General features: G+C 35.9%; 22 protein-coding genes. 16 read left to right on the forward strand and 6 right to left on the reverse strand.

What is annotated here, in order from left to right; all coding sequences use genetic code 11:
* The 7 genes from IHV10_RS19535 to merA all read left to right on the forward strand — a co-directional run.
* Nucleotides 1-277 (forward strand): helix-turn-helix domain-containing protein (locus IHV10_RS19535; RefSeq protein WP_197133441.1); only part of this gene is annotated, 277 nt, incomplete at its 5' end.
* 179 nt (nt 278-456) lie between these two features.
* The gene (locus IHV10_RS19540) at nt 457-1,176 is read left to right on the forward strand and encodes an alkylmercury lyase family protein (protein ID WP_197133444.1); all 720 of its coding nucleotides are present in this window, start codon (nt 457-459) and stop codon (nt 1,174-1,176) included.
* Nucleotides 1,177-1,262: 86 nt separating this feature from the next.
* Nucleotides 1,263-1,661 (forward strand): mercury resistance transcriptional regulator MerR1, encoded by a 399-nt coding sequence (gene merR1 / locus IHV10_RS19545; protein WP_197133446.1) that lies wholly within the window; start codon nt 1,263-1,265, stop codon nt 1,659-1,661.
* Nucleotides 1,662-1,676: 15 nt separating this feature from the next.
* Entirely contained in the window at nt 1,677-1,946 is a 270-nt protein-coding gene (locus IHV10_RS19550) for a hypothetical protein (RefSeq protein WP_197133451.1), read from the forward strand.
* Entirely contained in the window at nt 1,943-2,239 is a 297-nt protein-coding gene (merT, locus tag IHV10_RS19555) for a mercuric transport protein MerT (protein ID WP_197133467.1), read from the forward strand. Before IHV10_RS19550 ends, merT begins: the two co-directional genes overlap by 4 nt.
* A 23-nt stretch (nt 2,240-2,262) precedes the next feature.
* The gene (gene merP, locus IHV10_RS19560; RefSeq protein WP_197133470.1) at nt 2,263-2,637 is read left to right on the forward strand and encodes a mercury resistance system substrate-binding protein MerP; all 375 of its coding nucleotides are present in this window, start codon (nt 2,263-2,265) and stop codon (nt 2,635-2,637) included.
* 21 nt (nt 2,638-2,658) lie between these two features.
* Complete coding sequence (gene merA, locus IHV10_RS19565; RefSeq protein WP_197133473.1) at nt 2,659-4,317, forward strand: mercury(II) reductase; 1,659 nt, start codon at nt 2,659-2,661, stop codon at nt 4,315-4,317.
* Between the two features lie 410 nt (nt 4,318-4,727).
* Here merA and IHV10_RS19570 read toward each other — a convergent pair whose 3' ends face one another.
* The gene (locus tag IHV10_RS19570) at nt 4,728-5,687 is read right to left on the reverse strand and encodes an Abi family protein (RefSeq protein ID WP_197133477.1); all 960 of its coding nucleotides are present in this window, start codon (nt 5,685-5,687) and stop codon (nt 4,728-4,730) included.
* A gap of 327 nt (nt 5,688-6,014) precedes the next feature.
* Between IHV10_RS19570 and IHV10_RS19575 the strand changes: the two genes are divergently transcribed.
* The 5 genes from IHV10_RS19575 (at nt 6,015) to IHV10_RS19595 (ending at nt 10,248) form a co-directional block, all read left to right on the forward strand.
* On the forward strand, nt 6,015-6,524 hold the full coding sequence (locus IHV10_RS19575; protein ID WP_197133480.1) for a hypothetical protein: 510 nt from the start codon (nt 6,015-6,017) through the stop codon (nt 6,522-6,524).
* Nucleotides 6,521-6,727 (forward strand): hypothetical protein, encoded by a 207-nt coding sequence (locus tag IHV10_RS19580; protein WP_197133483.1) that lies wholly within the window; start codon nt 6,521-6,523, stop codon nt 6,725-6,727. Before IHV10_RS19575 ends, IHV10_RS19580 begins: the two co-directional genes overlap by 4 nt.
* Nucleotides 6,728-7,041: 314 nt before the next feature.
* Nucleotides 7,042-7,680, forward strand: a complete 639-nt coding sequence (locus IHV10_RS19585; RefSeq protein WP_231619635.1) for a hypothetical protein — start codon at nt 7,042-7,044, stop codon at nt 7,678-7,680.
* A 743-nt stretch (nt 7,681-8,423) separates the two neighbouring features.
* Nucleotides 8,424-9,260: an ArdC family protein gene (locus IHV10_RS19590; protein ID WP_197133486.1), complete on the forward strand. Its 837-nt coding sequence runs from the start codon at nt 8,424-8,426 to the stop codon at nt 9,258-9,260.
* Between the two features lie 466 nt (nt 9,261-9,726).
* The gene (locus IHV10_RS19595; RefSeq protein ID WP_197133489.1) at nt 9,727-10,248 is read left to right on the forward strand and encodes a hypothetical protein; all 522 of its coding nucleotides are present in this window, start codon (nt 9,727-9,729) and stop codon (nt 10,246-10,248) included.
* A 277-nt stretch (nt 10,249-10,525) separates the two neighbouring features.
* Here the strand turns inward: IHV10_RS19595 and IHV10_RS19600 are convergent, their stop codons facing one another.
* Both IHV10_RS19600 and IHV10_RS19605 read right to left on the reverse strand, forming a co-directional pair.
* Entirely contained in the window at nt 10,526-10,765 is a 240-nt protein-coding gene (locus IHV10_RS19600) for a hypothetical protein (protein ID WP_197133492.1), read from the reverse strand.
* Between the two features lie 1,454 nt (nt 10,766-12,219).
* Nucleotides 12,220-12,999, reverse strand: coding sequence for a hypothetical protein (locus IHV10_RS19605; protein ID WP_197133495.1), 780 nt, complete (start codon nt 12,997-12,999; stop codon nt 12,220-12,222).
* A 469-nt stretch (nt 13,000-13,468) separates the two neighbouring features.
* Between IHV10_RS19605 and IHV10_RS19610 the strand changes: the two genes are divergently transcribed.
* Nucleotides 13,469-14,314, forward strand: coding sequence for an STAS domain-containing protein (locus IHV10_RS19610; protein WP_197133498.1), 846 nt, complete (start codon nt 13,469-13,471; stop codon nt 14,312-14,314).
* A 255-nt stretch (nt 14,315-14,569) separates the two neighbouring features.
* On the opposite strand, the gene IHV10_RS19615 is transcribed toward IHV10_RS19610, so the two are convergent.
* On the reverse strand, nt 14,570-14,824 hold the full coding sequence (locus IHV10_RS19615) for a hypothetical protein (RefSeq protein ID WP_197133501.1): 255 nt from the start codon (nt 14,822-14,824) through the stop codon (nt 14,570-14,572).
* Between the two features lie 279 nt (nt 14,825-15,103).
* On the opposite strand from IHV10_RS19615, the gene IHV10_RS19620 reads away from it, so the two are divergent.
* A complete protein-coding gene (locus IHV10_RS19620; protein ID WP_197133504.1) occupies nt 15,104-15,430 on the forward strand; it encodes a hypothetical protein in 327 nt (108 codons plus the stop codon).
* Between the two features lie 111 nt (nt 15,431-15,541).
* Here IHV10_RS19620 and IHV10_RS19625 read toward each other — a convergent pair whose 3' ends face one another.
* Nucleotides 15,542-15,907 carry a hypothetical protein gene (locus IHV10_RS19625; protein ID WP_197133506.1) on the reverse strand — a complete coding sequence of 122 codons (366 nt, stop codon included), beginning with the start codon at nt 15,905-15,907 and terminating at the stop codon, nt 15,542-15,544.
* 157 nt (nt 15,908-16,064) lie between these two features.
* On the opposite strand from IHV10_RS19625, the gene IHV10_RS19630 reads away from it, so the two are divergent.
* Entirely contained in the window at nt 16,065-16,511 is a 447-nt protein-coding gene (locus tag IHV10_RS19630; protein ID WP_197133509.1) for a hypothetical protein, read from the forward strand.
* A gap of 183 nt (nt 16,512-16,694) precedes the next feature.
* Here IHV10_RS19630 and IHV10_RS19635 read toward each other — a convergent pair whose 3' ends face one another.
* Complete coding sequence (locus IHV10_RS19635) at nt 16,695-17,168, reverse strand: hypothetical protein (RefSeq protein WP_197133512.1); 474 nt, start codon at nt 17,166-17,168, stop codon at nt 16,695-16,697.
* 158 nt (nt 17,169-17,326) lie between these two features.
* Here IHV10_RS19635 and IHV10_RS22985 point away from each other — a divergent pair, with 158 nt between their 5' ends.
* On the forward strand, nt 17,327-17,449 hold the full coding sequence (locus tag IHV10_RS22985) for a hypothetical protein (RefSeq protein ID WP_255520112.1): 123 nt from the start codon (nt 17,327-17,329) through the stop codon (nt 17,447-17,449).
* Nucleotides 17,450-17,739: the final 290 nt, after the last annotated feature.

A 17,739-nucleotide genomic window follows, 5' to 3' on the forward strand; every position in this document is an offset into this window, starting at 1 on the left:
AGAGAATCCATACAGCCAATTCTTAATTACTGTAATGGCTGGTGTTAACCAATTAGAACGAGATCTTATTCGTATGCGACAACGTGAAGGGATTGAGTTAGCTAAGAAAGAAGGAAAGTTTAAAGGTCGTTTAAAGAAGTATCATAAAAATCACGCAGGAATGAATTATGCAGTAAAGCTTTATAAGGAAGGAAACATGACCGTAAATCAAATTTGTGAAATTACAAATGTATCTAGAGCTTCATTATATAGAAAGCTATCAGAAGTGAACAAATAGCTAAACGAAATCATCCTTAATTTTTCTGTGGCGAAGCTCTGCTTCATGGATGTATAACGGGAAGTTTAAGAAGATAACAATAAATCACACTTGACCCTGTACTATAGTACAGGGTTTATCCTATATAAGACGAAAAATTACTGCAATATCATTGCAGATTAAATAGAGGAGGAGTCAACATGAATCAAAATCATATGAATACTTCGTTAAAGGACAAGATGTTACAATCACTTGGTTTGCCGGTAGGAGGATTTGAGGAAAAAATACGTTTATTGTCTCCTTCAGAGAATAGTATCCGTTTAGACATTCTTCTTTCCATGGCTGAGGGACAAATCCTCAACATCAATGATTTAACTGAAACAAAGGAACAAATTGATATCCAATCTTCTCTTCAGCGCTTAAGGGAGTTGGATTTAATTCACTGGGACCAAAACTCTGGAAATGTGACTGTGGCATATCCTTTTTCAGGAGTTCCGACACCACACCGTGTTACATTGGCTGGAATGTCGCCAGCTTATTCCATGTGTGCGATTGATGCCCTTGGCATTCCATCGATGTTTACGGATGCGGTGATTGAATCAGAATGTGCATTTTGCGGTGAAAAGATCACCATCAATGTGAAAAGAAACGTACCTGTTGCCAATCCTGATACCGTGGTTGTAGGCTTGGGAACAACGGATGCTGCCGATACCAACGCATGTTGCGATTCTTCTTCCGGACCGAATGAGCCGACACCTGTTGCCACCAGTTGTTGCCCAGCCATTCAATTTTATTGTTGTGAGGAACATTGGCAAAAAGCAAATGAAAAGAATTCAACAACAGCGAAAGACAAACTGACTCTTGTGGAAGCCTTTGAGGTTGGCGCTGCTGTTTTTGGCGGAACTCTATCTGGCCTCTAAGGCTGAGTAGAAACTCATAAATGAAGTACACTATATATTGACTCTGTACTTAGGTACGGGGTTTATACTATATGTGAGGTGAGCGTATGCAATTTCGTATCGGAGAATTGGCTGAGAAGTGCAGCGTTAACAAGGAGACCATTCGATATTATGAGCGTTTAGGCTTAATTCCAGAGCCTGAACGCACAGAAAAAGGATACCGAATGTATTCCCAACAAACGGTCGATCGATTGTATTTCATAAAACGGATGCAAGAATTAGGATTTACCTTAAATGAAATTGATAAATTGCTAGGTGTTGTTGATCGCGATGAAGCGAAGTGTCGCGATATGTATGATTTCACTGTTTTGAAGATAGAGGACATTCAACGTAAAATTGAAGATTTGAGAAGGATAGAAGTAATGCTGATGGATATTAAAGAAAGATGTCCCGAAAACAAAGATATTTACGAATGTCCCATTATTGAAACACTGATGAAGAAATAAGAGGTGAAACAGAAAATGAAAAACATATTTAAAAGCTCAGGTTGGTTTCTTGTCGCACTCATTACATGTCCGTGTCATCTGTTTCTACTACTTCCGTTGATTACAGGAACAGCACTGGGTTCATACTTCACGGAATTTAAAGACGTTATTTTTATCTTGATGGGTCTGTTGTTTGTCTTTGCTCTTTTCAAGGGTTGGAGAAAACTTGAACCAGAAACAAAAAAGGAAACCAAGAATGGTACAACAACACATGATTGTTGCAGCATGGAGAGGTTCAAGTCATGAAGGAAAAAGTTTCACAAGTAGCAACTGTGTTTTCAGCCTTTGTTATGGCGGGTTGTTGCCTGGGTCCACTAATCTTGATTCCCCTTGGACTCACTGGGTTTGCAGGCGCAATCGCATTCTACTCGTTGAAGTATCGGTTATTGTTCAGCATCGTTACCATTGTCCTCCTTGCGTACTCCTTTTATATGGTTTATGGAAGAAAGGGCAAAAGGAAAAGTTCGGTCATTGGCTTATGGATTACAACGTTCCTTGTTTTCGTCATGTTTCTTTTCTTATTTTTACTTGAAAGTTAACTATAAAAAATGGGGTGCTTTATATGAGAGTACAGATAATCAGGAATATGATGGTATTATCCCTTTTACTGGTGGTTAGTGCATGCAGTAACGAACAAGAAATCCAAAAAACTGAAGTATCCAAGAGTGAAGTGAAAACAACTGCTATGAATTCAGAGAAGGATGTAAAAGCTATTACTGAAGCTGAAACGAAGGGGACATTCATGGTTATGGCAGGGATGGATTGCTGCCCGCCATCAGTTGTAGAAGATGCCGTTGCACAGGTAGAAGGTGCTGGCAAAACAGCCGTTAAAGTTAATGGAAGGACCGCGAAAGTAACGGTTTCTTTTGATGATACGAAAACCAATCTAGACGCAATTAAGACGGCGGTTTCAGACTTAGGTCTTCCCGTAGAGTAAAAGGAAAAGAGGTAATTTAACATGAAAAAATATCGAGTGAACGTACAAGGAATGACCTGTTCGGGTTGTGAAGAGCACGTTGCTGTTGCTCTTGAAAATGCCGGTGCAAAAGCCATTCAAGTCGATTTCCGACTCGGAGAAGCCCTGTTTGAACTACCGCATGATGTAGACGTGGATATTGCGAAAAAGGCGATTACAGACGCAAAATATCAACCGGGTGAAGCAGAAGAAATACAAGCACAATCACAAGAAGAGGAAGATGTAAGTTTAGTTTATCAAAGTAACTATGACTATGATTACGTCATTATCGGTTCAGGTGGAGCAGCATTTTCATCTGCGATTGAAGCAGTTGCTCTCGATGCAAAAGTTGCACTGATTGAGCGTGGAACAGTGGGTGGAACGTGCGTTAATGTTGGCTGCGTTCCTTCTAAGACCTTATTAAGAGCTGGGGAAATCAATCATTTAGCAAAAAATAATCCCTTTATAGGATTACACACTTCTGCTTCAAATGTTGACTTAGCCCCATTAGTAAAACAAAAAAATGAATTAGTCACCGGAATGCGAAATGAAAAATATGTGAATTTAATTGATGATTATGGTTTTGAAATAATAAAAGGTGAAGCAAAATTTGTAAATGAAAATACAGTTGAAGTGAATGGCAATCATATCACGGCCAAAAGATTTTTAATAGCTACAGGTGCTTCTCCATCTGTTCCTAAAATTTCCGGATTAGACGAAGTAGATTATTTAACAAGCACTAGTTTATTGGAATTGAAGAAGGTTCCAAATCGTCTTACCGTTATTGGTTCAGGATATATCGGCATGGAATTAGGGCAACTTTTTCATAACCTCGGGTCAGAAGTCACTTTGATTCAAAGAAGCGATCGGTTATTAAAAGAGTATGATCTTGAAATTTCAGAAGCCATTACTAAAGCCTTAACCGAACAAGGAATTAATTTAGTTACAGGAGCAACCTATGAACGGGTTGAGCAAGATGGAGACATAAAAAAAGTTCATGTTGAGATAAATGGTAAAAAGCGAATTATTGAAGCAGAACAATTACTAATTGCCACTGGAAGAAAACCAAATACAGAATCATTAAACTTACATGCAGCAGGTGTTGAAGTTGGTTCCCGTGGTGAAATTGTCATCGATGATTATCTTAAAACGTCCAATTCCCGAATTTATTCGGCTGGAGATGTTACTCTCGGCCCACAATTTGTTTATGTAGCTGCTTATGAAGGTGGACTCGCTGCCCGTAATGCAATCGGAGGACAAAATCAAAAGGTGAATTTAGAAGTAGTGCCAGGTGTCACGTTTACTTCTCCATCGATCGCAACTGTTGGATTAACTGAACAGCAAGCAAAAGAAAAAGGATATGAGGTAAAAACTTCGGTTTTGCCGTTAGATGCTGTTCCAAGAGCACTTGTTAATCGAGAAACAACAGGTGTTTTTAAATTAGTAGCAGATGCGAAAACATTGAAAGTTTTAGGGGCCCATGTGGTAGCAGAAAATGCAGGAGACGTAATTTATGCTGCTACATTAGCTATCAAATTCGGTTTAACCGTTGAAGATCTACGAGGGACAATGGCTCCATATTTAACAATGGCAGAAGGATTGAAATTAGCTGCCCTTACGTTTGATAAAGATGTATCAAAATTATCCTGTTGTGCTGGTTGATTTAGAAAGTGAAAGTAATGATGGATTTGAAATTGAATATATAAATGAAACATCAACAAAAACACAATATAGTTTGTCCTCGTGAATATGCAAACATAAAAAAAGATTCAAGCTCAACAATGGAAATGTAAATCAATGAATTGCTGGAAATATTAACTTCATATCATTCTTAGTCCAATAGTGGGCACTTTTATGAAGGAACTAAAGCCTAATTTCTTGGTTGTAAGCAAGAAATTAGGTTTTTTCATTTCGTTTTCCTTAACGTTGTAAATCCGCATTTTCCTGACGTTACCCCGGATAACACCAAAAAGAGAGTATAGCATATAGCCATACTCTCCCCACATATGGAATATTTGGATTTGGGCATTACCCACGCCTTCCGGTGGTATATTTTAGTTGTACGCTATTTTTTAAAATTTATGTATATTATCGTATAACGTCTCCCAATTTTGGGGTAAAATATTTAATATATATATATTGAATTTAGTTTTACCAATTAGCTTTTTTAAATCATGTTTTAATAGTTCACTATCAACTGGGTCTAGGACTTTTTTTAAAGCATACATTCTTGAAAACAAGTCTGTATCATTTGGTAATGTTGTTACTGAATCAAATGTTTTATCAAGATGTACAATTGAAGATGTTTTTCCTGTTAACATATTATGATGTGAACAGGTATTCCTTAGATTTCTAATTGCAGAAATCCATGTATCCATATTCTTAGTATCCAGTTTGCTCATTTTTCTTGGAGAATTCGGATAGCCATAACTTAAAACTTCTTTTTTTAAATCTAATCGTAAATACGCATAAATATGTTCTATAGTACCATAGTCAAAATATGTGAAGGCTGTCCAAGCAGGTATTCTTTTTCTATATCTTGGTCCACCTCTTCTATAGTCCTTCAATTCAGGATATTGATGTGGTTTGGAAATTAATCTATTTTCAGCTTTTTTTAAATCTTGATAGAAGCGAGGATACTTTGCTTTATATCGATTTCTTTTAATCTTATCACTTTCACCCTGTGAAGGGGTGTAGGAATTAGAATCTAAATAAAAAGTAGGATCATTTAACTTTAATGATACTGCATTTGCAATATGGTTTTTTATTTGCAGTTCAGCTTTTTGAGTATATTTGAAAAACACAACTCTTAAAGCAACATCAAAATCATATAAATCAAGCAATAAATCTTGATCAGGCTTTGAACGTAAAACTGGTGTATAAGATAAAAGGTATTTTCCATATCTACTAACTCTAAAATATCCTTCTTTTTTTAAAACACGTCTCATTTTAGTTTTTTGCCTAAATATTACATATGTTTTCATTAATGTTACTTGATCTTCTAATGTTAATGGGGTATCTAAATTTGACATAATTTAACTCCTTTGGAGCAAAAAAAAAGAATGGTATACCATTCTTAATCCCGCAAATGGAATATTTGGATTAAGGCACTACCCATGCCTTCCAACGGTTACTTCTAGTATAATTAAGTTTTTATTACTCGTCAATATATGTGCGGGGCAAAAGTTATATAAAGTGGACTCATAAACACGTGAAACCAACAAAAATGAAAAGTAAATTCTGCGCCATTTTTTTGGTGTTTTTTTATTGCATAATTTAGTTATTTTTTGATCTTGTGTATACATTGTATACGAAATGATGTATCCTTAATGTACACAATGTATACAAGGAGGAGACTCATGAAACATACCACGAAAAAGATTGTAGATGTTTTTCCGGATTTAAGAATGCATTTTGATAAACGTTCTTATAACGATGATGCTGTTCTATCAACGCTGGAACCGGTGAAGCGAACGTTTTTACAGCTCGGAGGTTTTTTTGAACAGCCGGAGGAGGAGTTTAATCTTGCTCTTCTGTATAAGCATCTAGATAATGACTGGCTTGAATTTGCCCTGGAGTTAATAACGGAATATTTCAGAAAGGATACGTATTTGATTCAGAAGCCAACGTATTCTTTGATTCGTGAGGGATCTCACTACAAAAGCATGAGTCAGTTTGCGGACTACTTAAGTGAACAAGGGCTGCGGTACGATCGACAGAAGTTAAATTTATATTTTGAACGCGGGAAAGTACCCCATCCCGATCTTGTTGTAGGCGGAGTGAAGTATTGGTCCGATGAGACGGTTCAGACATATGCAGAACAAGAGATAAATCGAATGGGATCCATCCAACAGGAGGCAAAAAAATGACACTTGTTCAATACAATCAACGCTATGAAGAGATTATTCATGCCGACTGGCCCCAGAATAAAAAGGACAAAAAATTGGCCGAGCTCATGACAGAAATGGAGCAGGTGTACCAGATTCCCATGTTAAGAAATGAAGAATGGGAAAGAGAAAACAAACGAGTGATTGCCTTGTATAGAAAAGTGAGCTTATCAAGGTCCTTTTAATAAAAATAAATCGATCACCGGATTTACCGAAGATCGAATGTTTATCAGCAGGCGGTATTACGCCTGTTTTTTCTTTTTGTTTTTGAGCGGTATGCCCCTTTTTTCACTTTGTTCAATCGCTTTTTTTGCTAGTACCTGTGCTTCTTCTTTCGACATTTTCATTTCTTTTTCCCCTTTGCTAGTACTCTTAATAAAAGTATGGACGGGTTTTTGAAAATCTAAACATATCTATCCCCCATCCCCCATATATATAAAACAAAGTCTAGGACACTCTGACACTGTCCTAAGTGAACATGCGGAAAAGAGGGGTAGGAATGGAGAGAGTAGAGGGTGTTATGACGAGGAACAGGAAGAAAAGATCAGATGCAAAACGCGACATCAAGCCGACAATTTCTAGCAATCTTAAAGATTGTATATATAGCTTGTCTTATATCACACATACACCTGTAAAGGACGTAGCTGTTCTTTTGTGTGAAAAGGGGTTAAGGTCAAGAAAAGTCATTGAACACTTATCGCACTACTTCAGACGAGATTACCAATTCATGAGTACGGTGTTTATAGGGGAATGGGGAAGAGAATCGTTGCAGCGGAAATACCAACCAGGAAAAAACGAACGGATCACAGCGCGCTTCTCCCAAACGTCTTATGAGGATATTTACGTTTTATCTTCTGCTTTGGATGTTACGCCGTCCAAAGCAACAGCTTTGTTGTTGGATGCCAGTATACGCAATGTGAACTTGTTGAATGCTTTTGTGAAAGTATCCCTTCAGGAACATTTGGACGAGGCAAGAATGAAGGAGCTTAAACATGTGCTGAAATACATCAATAAAAATAATCCTTACAGCGAGGAGATATCTTGGTTTACCTTGATGGATATGATTTTTCAAGATATGAAAGAAAAAGCAGGTGATGTGAAAGGGATGGTTTCCCACTGGTTAGAGAAGTACAATTGATTGCAAACGTTTAACGATTCGTAGGAGCTGCATTGAAGGATCGTTTAGATTAATTCAGATATCTGAGGACTTATAAACTGGTGATTAGAGAGAAGGATGAATCCTTCTCTTTTTTTTGCTTTAAGCAAAAAGATTTGTTGTCATGACTGTATTCGCCTTTAGGCGGAAATTTGTCTTGAGAAAAGGATTTTGAACGATTTAAAACCTTTTCTTGAGCGGCTGCACGACAACCTGTAAAAAAGCAAAGAACGCTTTTTAACAGGCTGTAACGTGTCGCTGACGGCACTAAATGGCTCGATAACCACTGCTTGTACGGCTCATCCTTCGCCTACAATCTGTAGGTTCCTGATCCATTTGCCATTCTGGCCGTACCGCACGAGCCGTAAAACCTTAAACGAATAAAACCTAAAGTGGAAAGCAGCCCTACGGCTGCTATTGAATAAGATTTTGCCCTTTGCCTTCCGAATCGTACAATCACACAATCCGAGCTAACCTTCCAACAGGTCGAGCCTCCTAGGCTTTGCCCTCAACTTGCTGGAAGCTAAGTCGGATAGAAAACAAGTCAAGGGGCACAAAACTTTTTTATTAAACGCGCTTCGCAATATAAAAAACTTTTCCGCTAAGAGTTCCCTTGACTCCTTCTCTATGCTCATTGTTCGTTTCTCCTGTCAAAGGGGCAAAATCCTTCCCTTTGGGGAAAGCTTCCGCTTCGGAAGGCAAACATCAAAAGGAGGAAAAGCGAAATGAAAAAAAGCGTGTATGAAATCGTTACAGAGAAGGTCATGGAAGAGCTAGAAAAAGGAGTTGTACCTTGGCGCAAGCCTTGGATTAACGGGGGTGCGGTCAATTGGAAAACGCAAAAGGCGTATAGAGGAATCAATGTTTTTCTTTTAGAATCCGGAGAATATGCGACATATAAACAAATTCAAGAAGCTGGTGGAAAGGTAAGAAAAGGCGAGAAGTCGCACATCGTGGTCTTTTGGAAGTGGCTAGAGAAAGAAGATGACGAAAGTGGGAAAGTCGAAAAAATACCTTACCTTCGGTACTACCGAGTATTTGAGATCAATTCCCAGGTGGAGGGGTTGGAAAGTAAACGAAAAGAAACGTCATTCGATCATGATCCAATTGGGAAAGCTGAAGAAATTTATAAAGACTATATCAACGCTCCCGATTATACATTCTACTCAGGAAAAGCCGTTTACTATCCAACGCTAGATAAAATTAATTGCCCGCCATTAAAGGATTTTCCGAAAGTCGAAGAATACTACAGTACCTTGTTTCATGAAATGGTCCACAGCACAGGGCATAAAAATCGGCTAGCTCGTTCAGGAGTGACCACTCAAGATGTAGCATTTGGGGACGAAGTATATTCCAAGGAAGAATTAGTGGCGGAAATGGGGGCAACAATGCTTTGCGGTGTTGCGGGTATTGACAACAACACCATTAGTAATAGCGCTAGCTATATCCATTCATGGCTAAGGTCGTTGAAAGAAGACAGTCGTCTTGTGGTTCAAGCAGCTGCACAAGCCCAAAAAGCAGCTGATTACATTCTAGGAGAAGAAGAAACTGAAGGCGAGTAAACAGCAGTAACCTATACCATCACAAGCACAAAGGATCGGTCATCTTCCTGTCGATTAAGGAAGATGACCTTTTTAAAAAAAATCAAGCTTCTATTATTTATTTCCTAGTAATTCCTAGAATGGCCAACTGGGAATTAAAACGGAAAAAGGAGGAAAGATGATGATCGTAAGAAAAGAAGGACATTTTTTAATTCGTAAGGATGGAAGTAGTTATTATCGTGATACCGAAAAAGAACAAAGGTAGGATCATTTCTTCATTTAAGTCGAGCAACTAACTATTTTTAAGCAAGATTACCAAGAGAACGTGAGGTGTACCTAACTAATAAATTGTTAAAATAGTGAATAAATGGTGTAATTTAGATAGTTAGAACGTATAGAAACAGGTAAATTTCAATGATATAAGTCATAAGCACTGAGTTATAAATAGGTGCTTATACGTTCAAACATTGAAGGGAGTAAAGTTGATATGAAAAATCAAAGTGTGATGACTTGTCCTTATTGTGGTAGCGAACTGGTGCAGCAGCAGCGAGAATACTATTGTAATTTTTGTGTAATGAACGTTCCAGAGACGCTTGTGCAACGCAATCATGCAAGAATTTCAGTTCGTGTAAGAGATTTTGCGCTAGAAGTCTATCTTGAGAGGACAACGCCTGAAATAATGACACTATCGACCTTCGAATTGCTTAGTTTATTGAAATATGCACGAGCTGAAAGAAATTCGTTATATCGCTATCTTAACACCTTTTATAAGGCTCGCAAGCACGGTAATACGGATGAGTTTAAAGAGTCTGAAGAATACAGTGGAACGGAATATGAAAAAATTACGCGTAAAATGTTTGTTCTAGAAAACATTATTCGTCAGCGGTTGGGGTATGTTCCGCATCGAATCACGGAAGGATATTTGGCAAAATACGTAGACTACATGAAAAAGGATAAGCATAAACCAATGGTAATCCGCCAGCAGAGAAATGAAGAAATGAAAGCGTGATGTTTTTTCTTCAAAACCTGGGGGGAATTAGGTAAAGTACTCGTAAATACTCTTTGTGCTTGAGTATTGTATGTTACTGAATAGCTCCGGTTGATCTCCGAAGTTATTTGATTGCATCAATAGTGTTTAAATGGTCAAAAGTATTAGGTGTTCAACATGCAGTTTATTAGAATAAGACCAAAGTAAATTGAATGACAATAAAAAAACGACCAGATTCTTCTGTTCGTTTACTTTGAGCTTTCTTTAGCAATCGCCCCCAATCGTGCAATAACTTACTTTAAAAATCGTCCATATTCCAGTTCCATTTTGCATTGATAGTATCTAAAAATTCTTCGATTTGTTCTTTTGATAAATCCTTTTCCCCAGTTAACTTATTAGCGTAAGATTGTAAAATCCAAGTTTCACCATAAGGTTTATCAGGTGCTTTCCATCTCACACCAAACCTATAATCATTTCCATCAATTTTTACTTCAACTGATAATATATCTATATGAAGAATAAAATCTCTCATTTCCATTACTCTCAAGCCTCCTTGTTAATTATCGTGCTTGTTTATTTAATAAATTCCTTAAAAAGTACGTTAATCCTTCATGGATTAACGTCCCTATAATCGAACAGTGTGATGCATTATAGTTCTGTTAAATAAGGGCTTGTTTCAATACAAAAATTATCAAGCCACAAACTACCGTTACTCCTAGGAATGTCCCGAAAATAAATACGGGTGAGACTGATCTTCTGAACTCCACTTCTTTGGGAAGATTATTTACACTCTCCCACGCACTATCTATATCTGGGACATATCTTTTGGTCTTTATGTATCCAACTACCAACGTAATTAGAAAATAAATCAAATGAACAATAACAGAACCTATAATTGCTTGAATTATTGTACTCAATCCTTCACACCACCAATATAGAATTATATTTAGTAAAAGCTGTATTTCTATAAAATTTATTCCATTAAACTTCCGATTGCTGAATAACTGATATTTCCATTTTAACATAGTTGTCCCATCTACCATTTTTAGCTCTTTTGCCAAAAATGGATACTGAAAGTATTGATTCACACACCATTCAACGCGCTTCTGCTTTCGTCATTTTAATACTGGCCTCCCCTTCCGGTAACCCGAGTATGGACAACGGTAAAACATATCTTTTCCCCATCCAAAATATAATACATAGAAATAAATCTAGGACACTGTCCTAAACAAAAGTAGAACCCAATAGGGAAAAATTAAGGGGAAAGAGGCATTGGAAACCAAAACGAGAAAGATTCGCTCTGGCAAAAAACGAGACGGTCAAACCGACACTATCTAGTCATCTCAAAGATTGTATTTTTCGCCTATCCTACATACGCCGGTAAAAGATGTGGACGAAACATTATGTGAAAAAGGACTGCAATTGAGGAACGTGCTGGAATATTTATCTCAATTCTTTCGGTGAGACTTGCAGTTTGTTAAGACCGTTTTATATGGGCGATTGGTGCCGGGAATCATTATAAAAGAAAGTACAATCAGGGAAAATGAGAGGATCACTATTCGATTTACAAAAGCATCCTATTCCCTGTCTCGTGCATTGGACGCGACTCCCTCGAAAGCGACAGCTTTATTGGATGGATAAATATAAATAATGATTTTTAGTTAGAAAAGGATAACCTTTTCATTAGAAAATTTTGACGTGAAACCCACTCTATTAAATGTTTTCTATATTTCTAAGTCCTTGATAATTTATAAGTAACGGCTTTTTTCTTTTAAATAACCAACAGATACATGAATTTAAAATGAACCTACTATTTTACTAAAATAGTAGGTTCATTGAGCAGAAGTGTAAAACCTTCAAGCAATACTTACATATAAGTAGAGACATTGGCTGTTCGTTTTTTGTTTTAAATGTTTTTTTTTGTTTTATGAGCTTACCGACATCATCAAAGAAAATTCTTAAATTTTACAGCCTTAATTCAACGTCCTTACATCATTGGAATACTCCTGGTGAAGTGTTTACATCATCCTCGTAGTTACAATCCTTTTCCATCGAATCTAGATAATGCTTCCATGTATCAGTTAATACTGTTTTATAATTGATAATAAAATTTTCTATAAATTGAATTTGCATCGAGGTGTTTTGTGAGTAGAATTGCGGGGAGTTTTTAAGCATGTATTTCAATATATGCCAATTACCCGTAGTCAACCGTTTAGGATTATCAGTCTCCAAAATAGTTATTTCATATAAATAATCTCTAACTTCTTCTTTAATAGTATTTAAACTACATACCTTATTCAGCATTGGACAAACATTCAGTTCAATTCCTTTATTAATGTACTGAAGGGGAACATCTGAATGAATGTCATATCGTTTAAGTTCAAACTGATTGAGATTAAGCTGGTTACGCAACTCAGAAGGTATCGTAACGTATTTTTTTAAAGTATTAAGCATTCGATATTTTACCACCCAAGGTGTTCTTAATTGTGTGAATAGCTCTCTCGAAGAAGAGATTAGTTGGGTCTTTTCGTCATAAAGCTTTAAATTACAGATCTGACATTGGTTTTCATTTTCATAATAGAATGCTTGATAAGGTAAGTATCCATCAATTAAATTGTACCCGTCACCATTTTGTTTTGGTGATACTGTAAGCCTTGAATTGAGAAAATCATTTGCTTTATAATATTTTAAATTTTTCTTTAAAGTAAACTCTGAAGGTTTGTAATAATAAAACAAGTCAATATCTTTTAAAGGGAGTAATATCCTGATCATAGATGTCATCGCCTCCTAACTCTCTTTAACGTATGTGTTAGGATAAATGTCCTATGACTATTTAGAAAGTGTGAATTTCCGATAAGTGTTCTATAAACTAACTTTCGCTTATAACATGCTAATTTCATGCAATTGAAATGCTTTGAAGTGTTTGAAAGATGGAAAGAGTGCCTCATTTGGTCACGAACGGATGCCGAACGATTTAATTTATATCTGAGATAAAGAGTGTCCGGAAGCATAATCCAGGAGTTGTTCGAGAGAATAGAATGTTAAGATGAAAGAAAATAAGCCCCCCTGGGGAAGAGGCTGAAGCTTCCTACTAAATAAATGTTAAAGGCTGCAAATTTTTCTTATCAGGTCTTTTCTAATTTAACGTTAACTCTAGCCATACACTTTGATAACGATTTAAATAGGCAACCTATAATTGGTAGAGTATACTAATTAAAGCAGAAGAAAATAGGGGGATATTATGAAGAAAGAAATAGAGCTTCTTGGAGAAATTATTTTAAACCGTAAACATGAGATAGCAGAGCAGGTGCATTCGGACAGGATGGCTGAGGTAGTTTTGACAGAACAAGAGAGGAGAGAGTTTGAGTTGATAGAGCCCAAAATCATGGAACTTCGGGCTTCGTTCATCACTCTATTTGGAGAAGCGTTAGTTGATTTTCATAGGGAAGAATCAATTGAGAAAATCGCCCGATGGGGAAGAGAGACTGGGGAATACCTGTTCCAATTAGGTGCACCTCTTGATGAAGCGTTAAAAGATACTAGCTTTTACAGAGAATACATATGGAAAGCGATTAAAGAAGAAGTGATTAAGAAAGACATGTCTACTTCAACGATCTTTGAAGTTATTGATACGCTCGATCCTCTTCTAGACCATGCCGTTTATTGTTTTAGTTTAAACTATGTCCAGTCTTATCAAAAAGTCCTCGAACAGGCAAAGTCTGCGTTCTTAGAACTATCCATTCCTGTAGTGCCATTAACGAAAGGGACGGGAGTGTTACCACTGATTGGAAACATCGATACAGAGCGAGCTAAGCTGTTGATGGAAGAGACGATGAACCAAGCTATCAAATTAAATCTACAGAATCTAATCATTGACCTATCCGGAGTAATGTTTGTTGATACGATGGTGGCTGATCAGCTGTTTAAAGTCGTAGAAGGGCTATCTTTACTAGGGGTAAAGACTGTAATGACTGGTATTCGTCCAGAGGTCGCACAAACCATGGTTGCATTGGGTCTGAACATGCATAAATTGAATATAAAAGGTAATCTCCACCAAGCATTCAATGAAATACAAATGCATAGATAAAAGCATCTGACCTGAATTAATAATCCGAAGCTCATAAGAACACCTCTTCAGACTTACGAAGAGGTGTTTATTTGATCTATTCGTTAATTGCTGCCATTCTTCCGAAGTTACTCATCTTTAGTATTTCTTTTCGCTCTACAAAAAGCTTAATATAGGTTTGTTCAATAAGTTCCATAATAAAAGCGTTAATCCTTCTTTGGATCAACGCACCCGATTGTTTAATAGTAATACTTAGTTGGCAAAGTATGATCTTATCTAGAGTTCTCGAAAAAGTTTCCTTTGTTTCATATAATCAACAGCCTTTGTTTTATTCTTTTGCTTCAAAATATGTTCTTCTTCGTTTTTTTCTCTATAATAAACATTGAATTTATCTTTAGAATGGATATCTTCCGATATAGCAATTTTAACTGCACAATGTGGCTCTTTGGTATGAGTGCAATTAGTAAACTTACAGCTTCTAGATAAATCTATTATGTCTTCAAATACAAAATCAAATTTATTTTCATTCATTTTACAAACCTCACTCGATCTAATTAAGTTATGTCTTCTGTTATTCCACAATCCTGCACGTTTGTTCAATAAGTTCCATAATAAAAGCGTTAATCCTTCTTTGGATCAACGCACCCGATAGTTGAAGAAAAAACTTATAAATTGAATAAGTATAATTTATGGTGCTTATGATATAAGAAAGAACAAAATAAGGAGGTGACTACACTGTCCAAGATTTTCAAATCGTTTACCCTATTGTTAAGTCTATTTCTTTTATCATCTTGTAACTTGATTGATTTAATGAATGTTAAAGGTGAAAAAATTTGGGTTACGGGACATCAAAATGAAAATAAAACGCTTAAGATAAACTCAGTAACAAAAAATGATAAGCAGCTAGAAATATACTCAATTATAGATGTATATAATAAACAGGGCATTTTTGAGTACACCTATATATTCCAAATGCAAGGAGAAAAAGAAAAAGGGATTACTATAAATAGTGACAAACCACTTACTATTCTTACTAAAAGAATCGGCTTAAATGACAACACTAAACTAAAATTGAATCAGAATGAAAGAAAACAAGTGAAGAAGTATGTCTTTTCAAAAATGAAATTACTGCAATGATTTATTTTCCCATAAATTACTCCTTATTCCAAAATCCTGCACGTTTGTTGAATATGTCCAATAAAAAAAGGATGCTTTTCCTTCCTAAAGAACAAGCCCGAAAGTATACAGTTACTTGAATAAAGATTTTAGTCCTTCAGAAACAATTACTACATCCTGAATTTCATATTTATCGTTAGGAGTTAAGTTAAGTAGAACCATTTTTCCATTATCAAACTCTAACAGCTGATATGTTTTATAAGTTGTACCCGCACTCATTAAGTCATTGATCTTTTTAAAATCTTCATCCTTCATTTGTTTCTTTCGGCCTTCGGCCAAAAGAGTTCTAACAAGATCGTAATTTTTAACACTAACTGCTTGTTTGAATGCTAATCCTACATCAACAGCCTCTTTTTTAGTTACTTCATTATAAATATTAATCCCTAACACGAGATTTAGACACACAGATAAAACAATTACAATGCTTTTGAGATTCATATTTCCACCCCTTTAATTAAAGGTATTTAAACCCTAAACTTATAATTACTATTCGTGTTCGAATCCTTTTTTACTGTAATTGCCCCGTTACAAGACAACAATAATCGAAACTAATACTGCTTTGTTTTTTGGGGACAATACCTTTGAGGTGGTTGAGGTGATTAAAAAGGCATTAGTATCTATTCTTTTCTTCCAACTAATTTCAACAAACGCTATTGCTCAAACGAATCAAAATCAGCAAATACAAATATTCGATTTAAATAAAGGCAAGGTTATAAAAGTTGTACCGATGAAAACGGATTTACAACAAGAAGCAGAAAAGTTTATTGAAGGCATAACAGGCGTATATGTTAAATATAATCCTATTCCCAAGAAAGGATACGTGATTAGGATGCCACTTGAACCTACTATTAGGGTTGAAAATCAATGGCTTGAAGACCTTGTTGATGAGGTATCAATTCTATATTCGGATCAAGAAAAGCCGTACATTATGGTATTTGACGAAGAAAATAAAACGTATTTCTTTACGTTCGAAGGGAATACAGATCATTTATTGCGTTTATTGAAATTTAATCCTCAGGTCAAACATGAATATTTTAAATAGGTTTGTGTTAAGTCAACCTTAAGATATTTTAAGCATACCAGTTTTTTTTAACTAATACCTAGCGTCTTATAAAAGCCTTCATTTCCAGTGGTGGAGATCTCAATACATGAGAAATATCTACATCGTAACCGCCTGCGTTAAAAATTCATCGGTTCGGAATAAAAAGAAGCATGTTGACATCTTCTAGTAATAGAGGTGATCAACGTTTTTTTTATGAACTAGAAAGAAGCTCAACCTGTTTATTTCATTCCTTTGAGCGAACACCCACAGCATAAGTGAAATACTGCTCATTACAAGTAATGCTATTGGCAACAAGAAAAACCAGTCAGGATGATAATGATGGACGATGGTGTAGTGGCCAACACTAAATCTTTCCGTTACATAAAAAAGCTCAGTGATGAGGTTTCTTTTTTGTGTTACCCACTCATCTTCTTTAAAGAAGTAAAAGGATTCTGAAGTGTGAAATTTCTCGTTCATCGCACTTACCATTCCTTTAATTTCAGCCAAGTCTCCGTCAGAAGGTTTACTCACTTCAAGGCGTTCCAGAAAATGATTCCTATCTAATTGGTATTTATCACTCATTGAATCAGCAACACGCAAGCTTATTATGCTTGTAACTAATAAGAATAAGGAGCACCAAAACAATTTTGTTTTCAATTTGCATCTCCCCTTTCATCGTTTTTTCTATTTGTACTTCTCTTTGTACTCGATCATTTCCTTCTGTTAACTATACACAATCATTATGTAAGGATAGGACTAGTTCTCTTTTTTTTCATATAGTAGAGTAAAAAAACTAGTTGTTAGGAGGGTTTTATATGAATCATCGGTTAAATCGAATCATTCTCTTAATGACCGTCATGTTTCTTTTCTCAGTGTACCTGTGGAGTTATGCACCCTCCGAATCTGCTCCTATTTATCTGTTGACTGAAGAAAAGTAAGAATTCATAGAAAAGCATGAGTTACGTAGTGCGATAATTGTTATTAAAGATATCTACCTTACAGATAGTATTAGCAATCATAGACCTAGAAGTTATGTATAATCGACTATTCCTAACTTATTAAAGTGAGTGATAAAAATTGGTGGATGACTAGCGTTGAGAGCGTGAATATGTATAGTATAGTGTATTGATATTGATATTTATATTGATATTCTTTTATTATATAGCACCGTTAACATATATGTTGAATTATGTTCATTTAAATATTAAGTCCTTTTATTGAATTGACA

Source organism: Fictibacillus sp. 5RED26, assembly GCF_015903895.1.
Taxonomy (GTDB): domain Bacteria; phylum Bacillota; class Bacilli; order Bacillales; family Fictibacillaceae; genus Fictibacillus; species Fictibacillus phosphorivorans.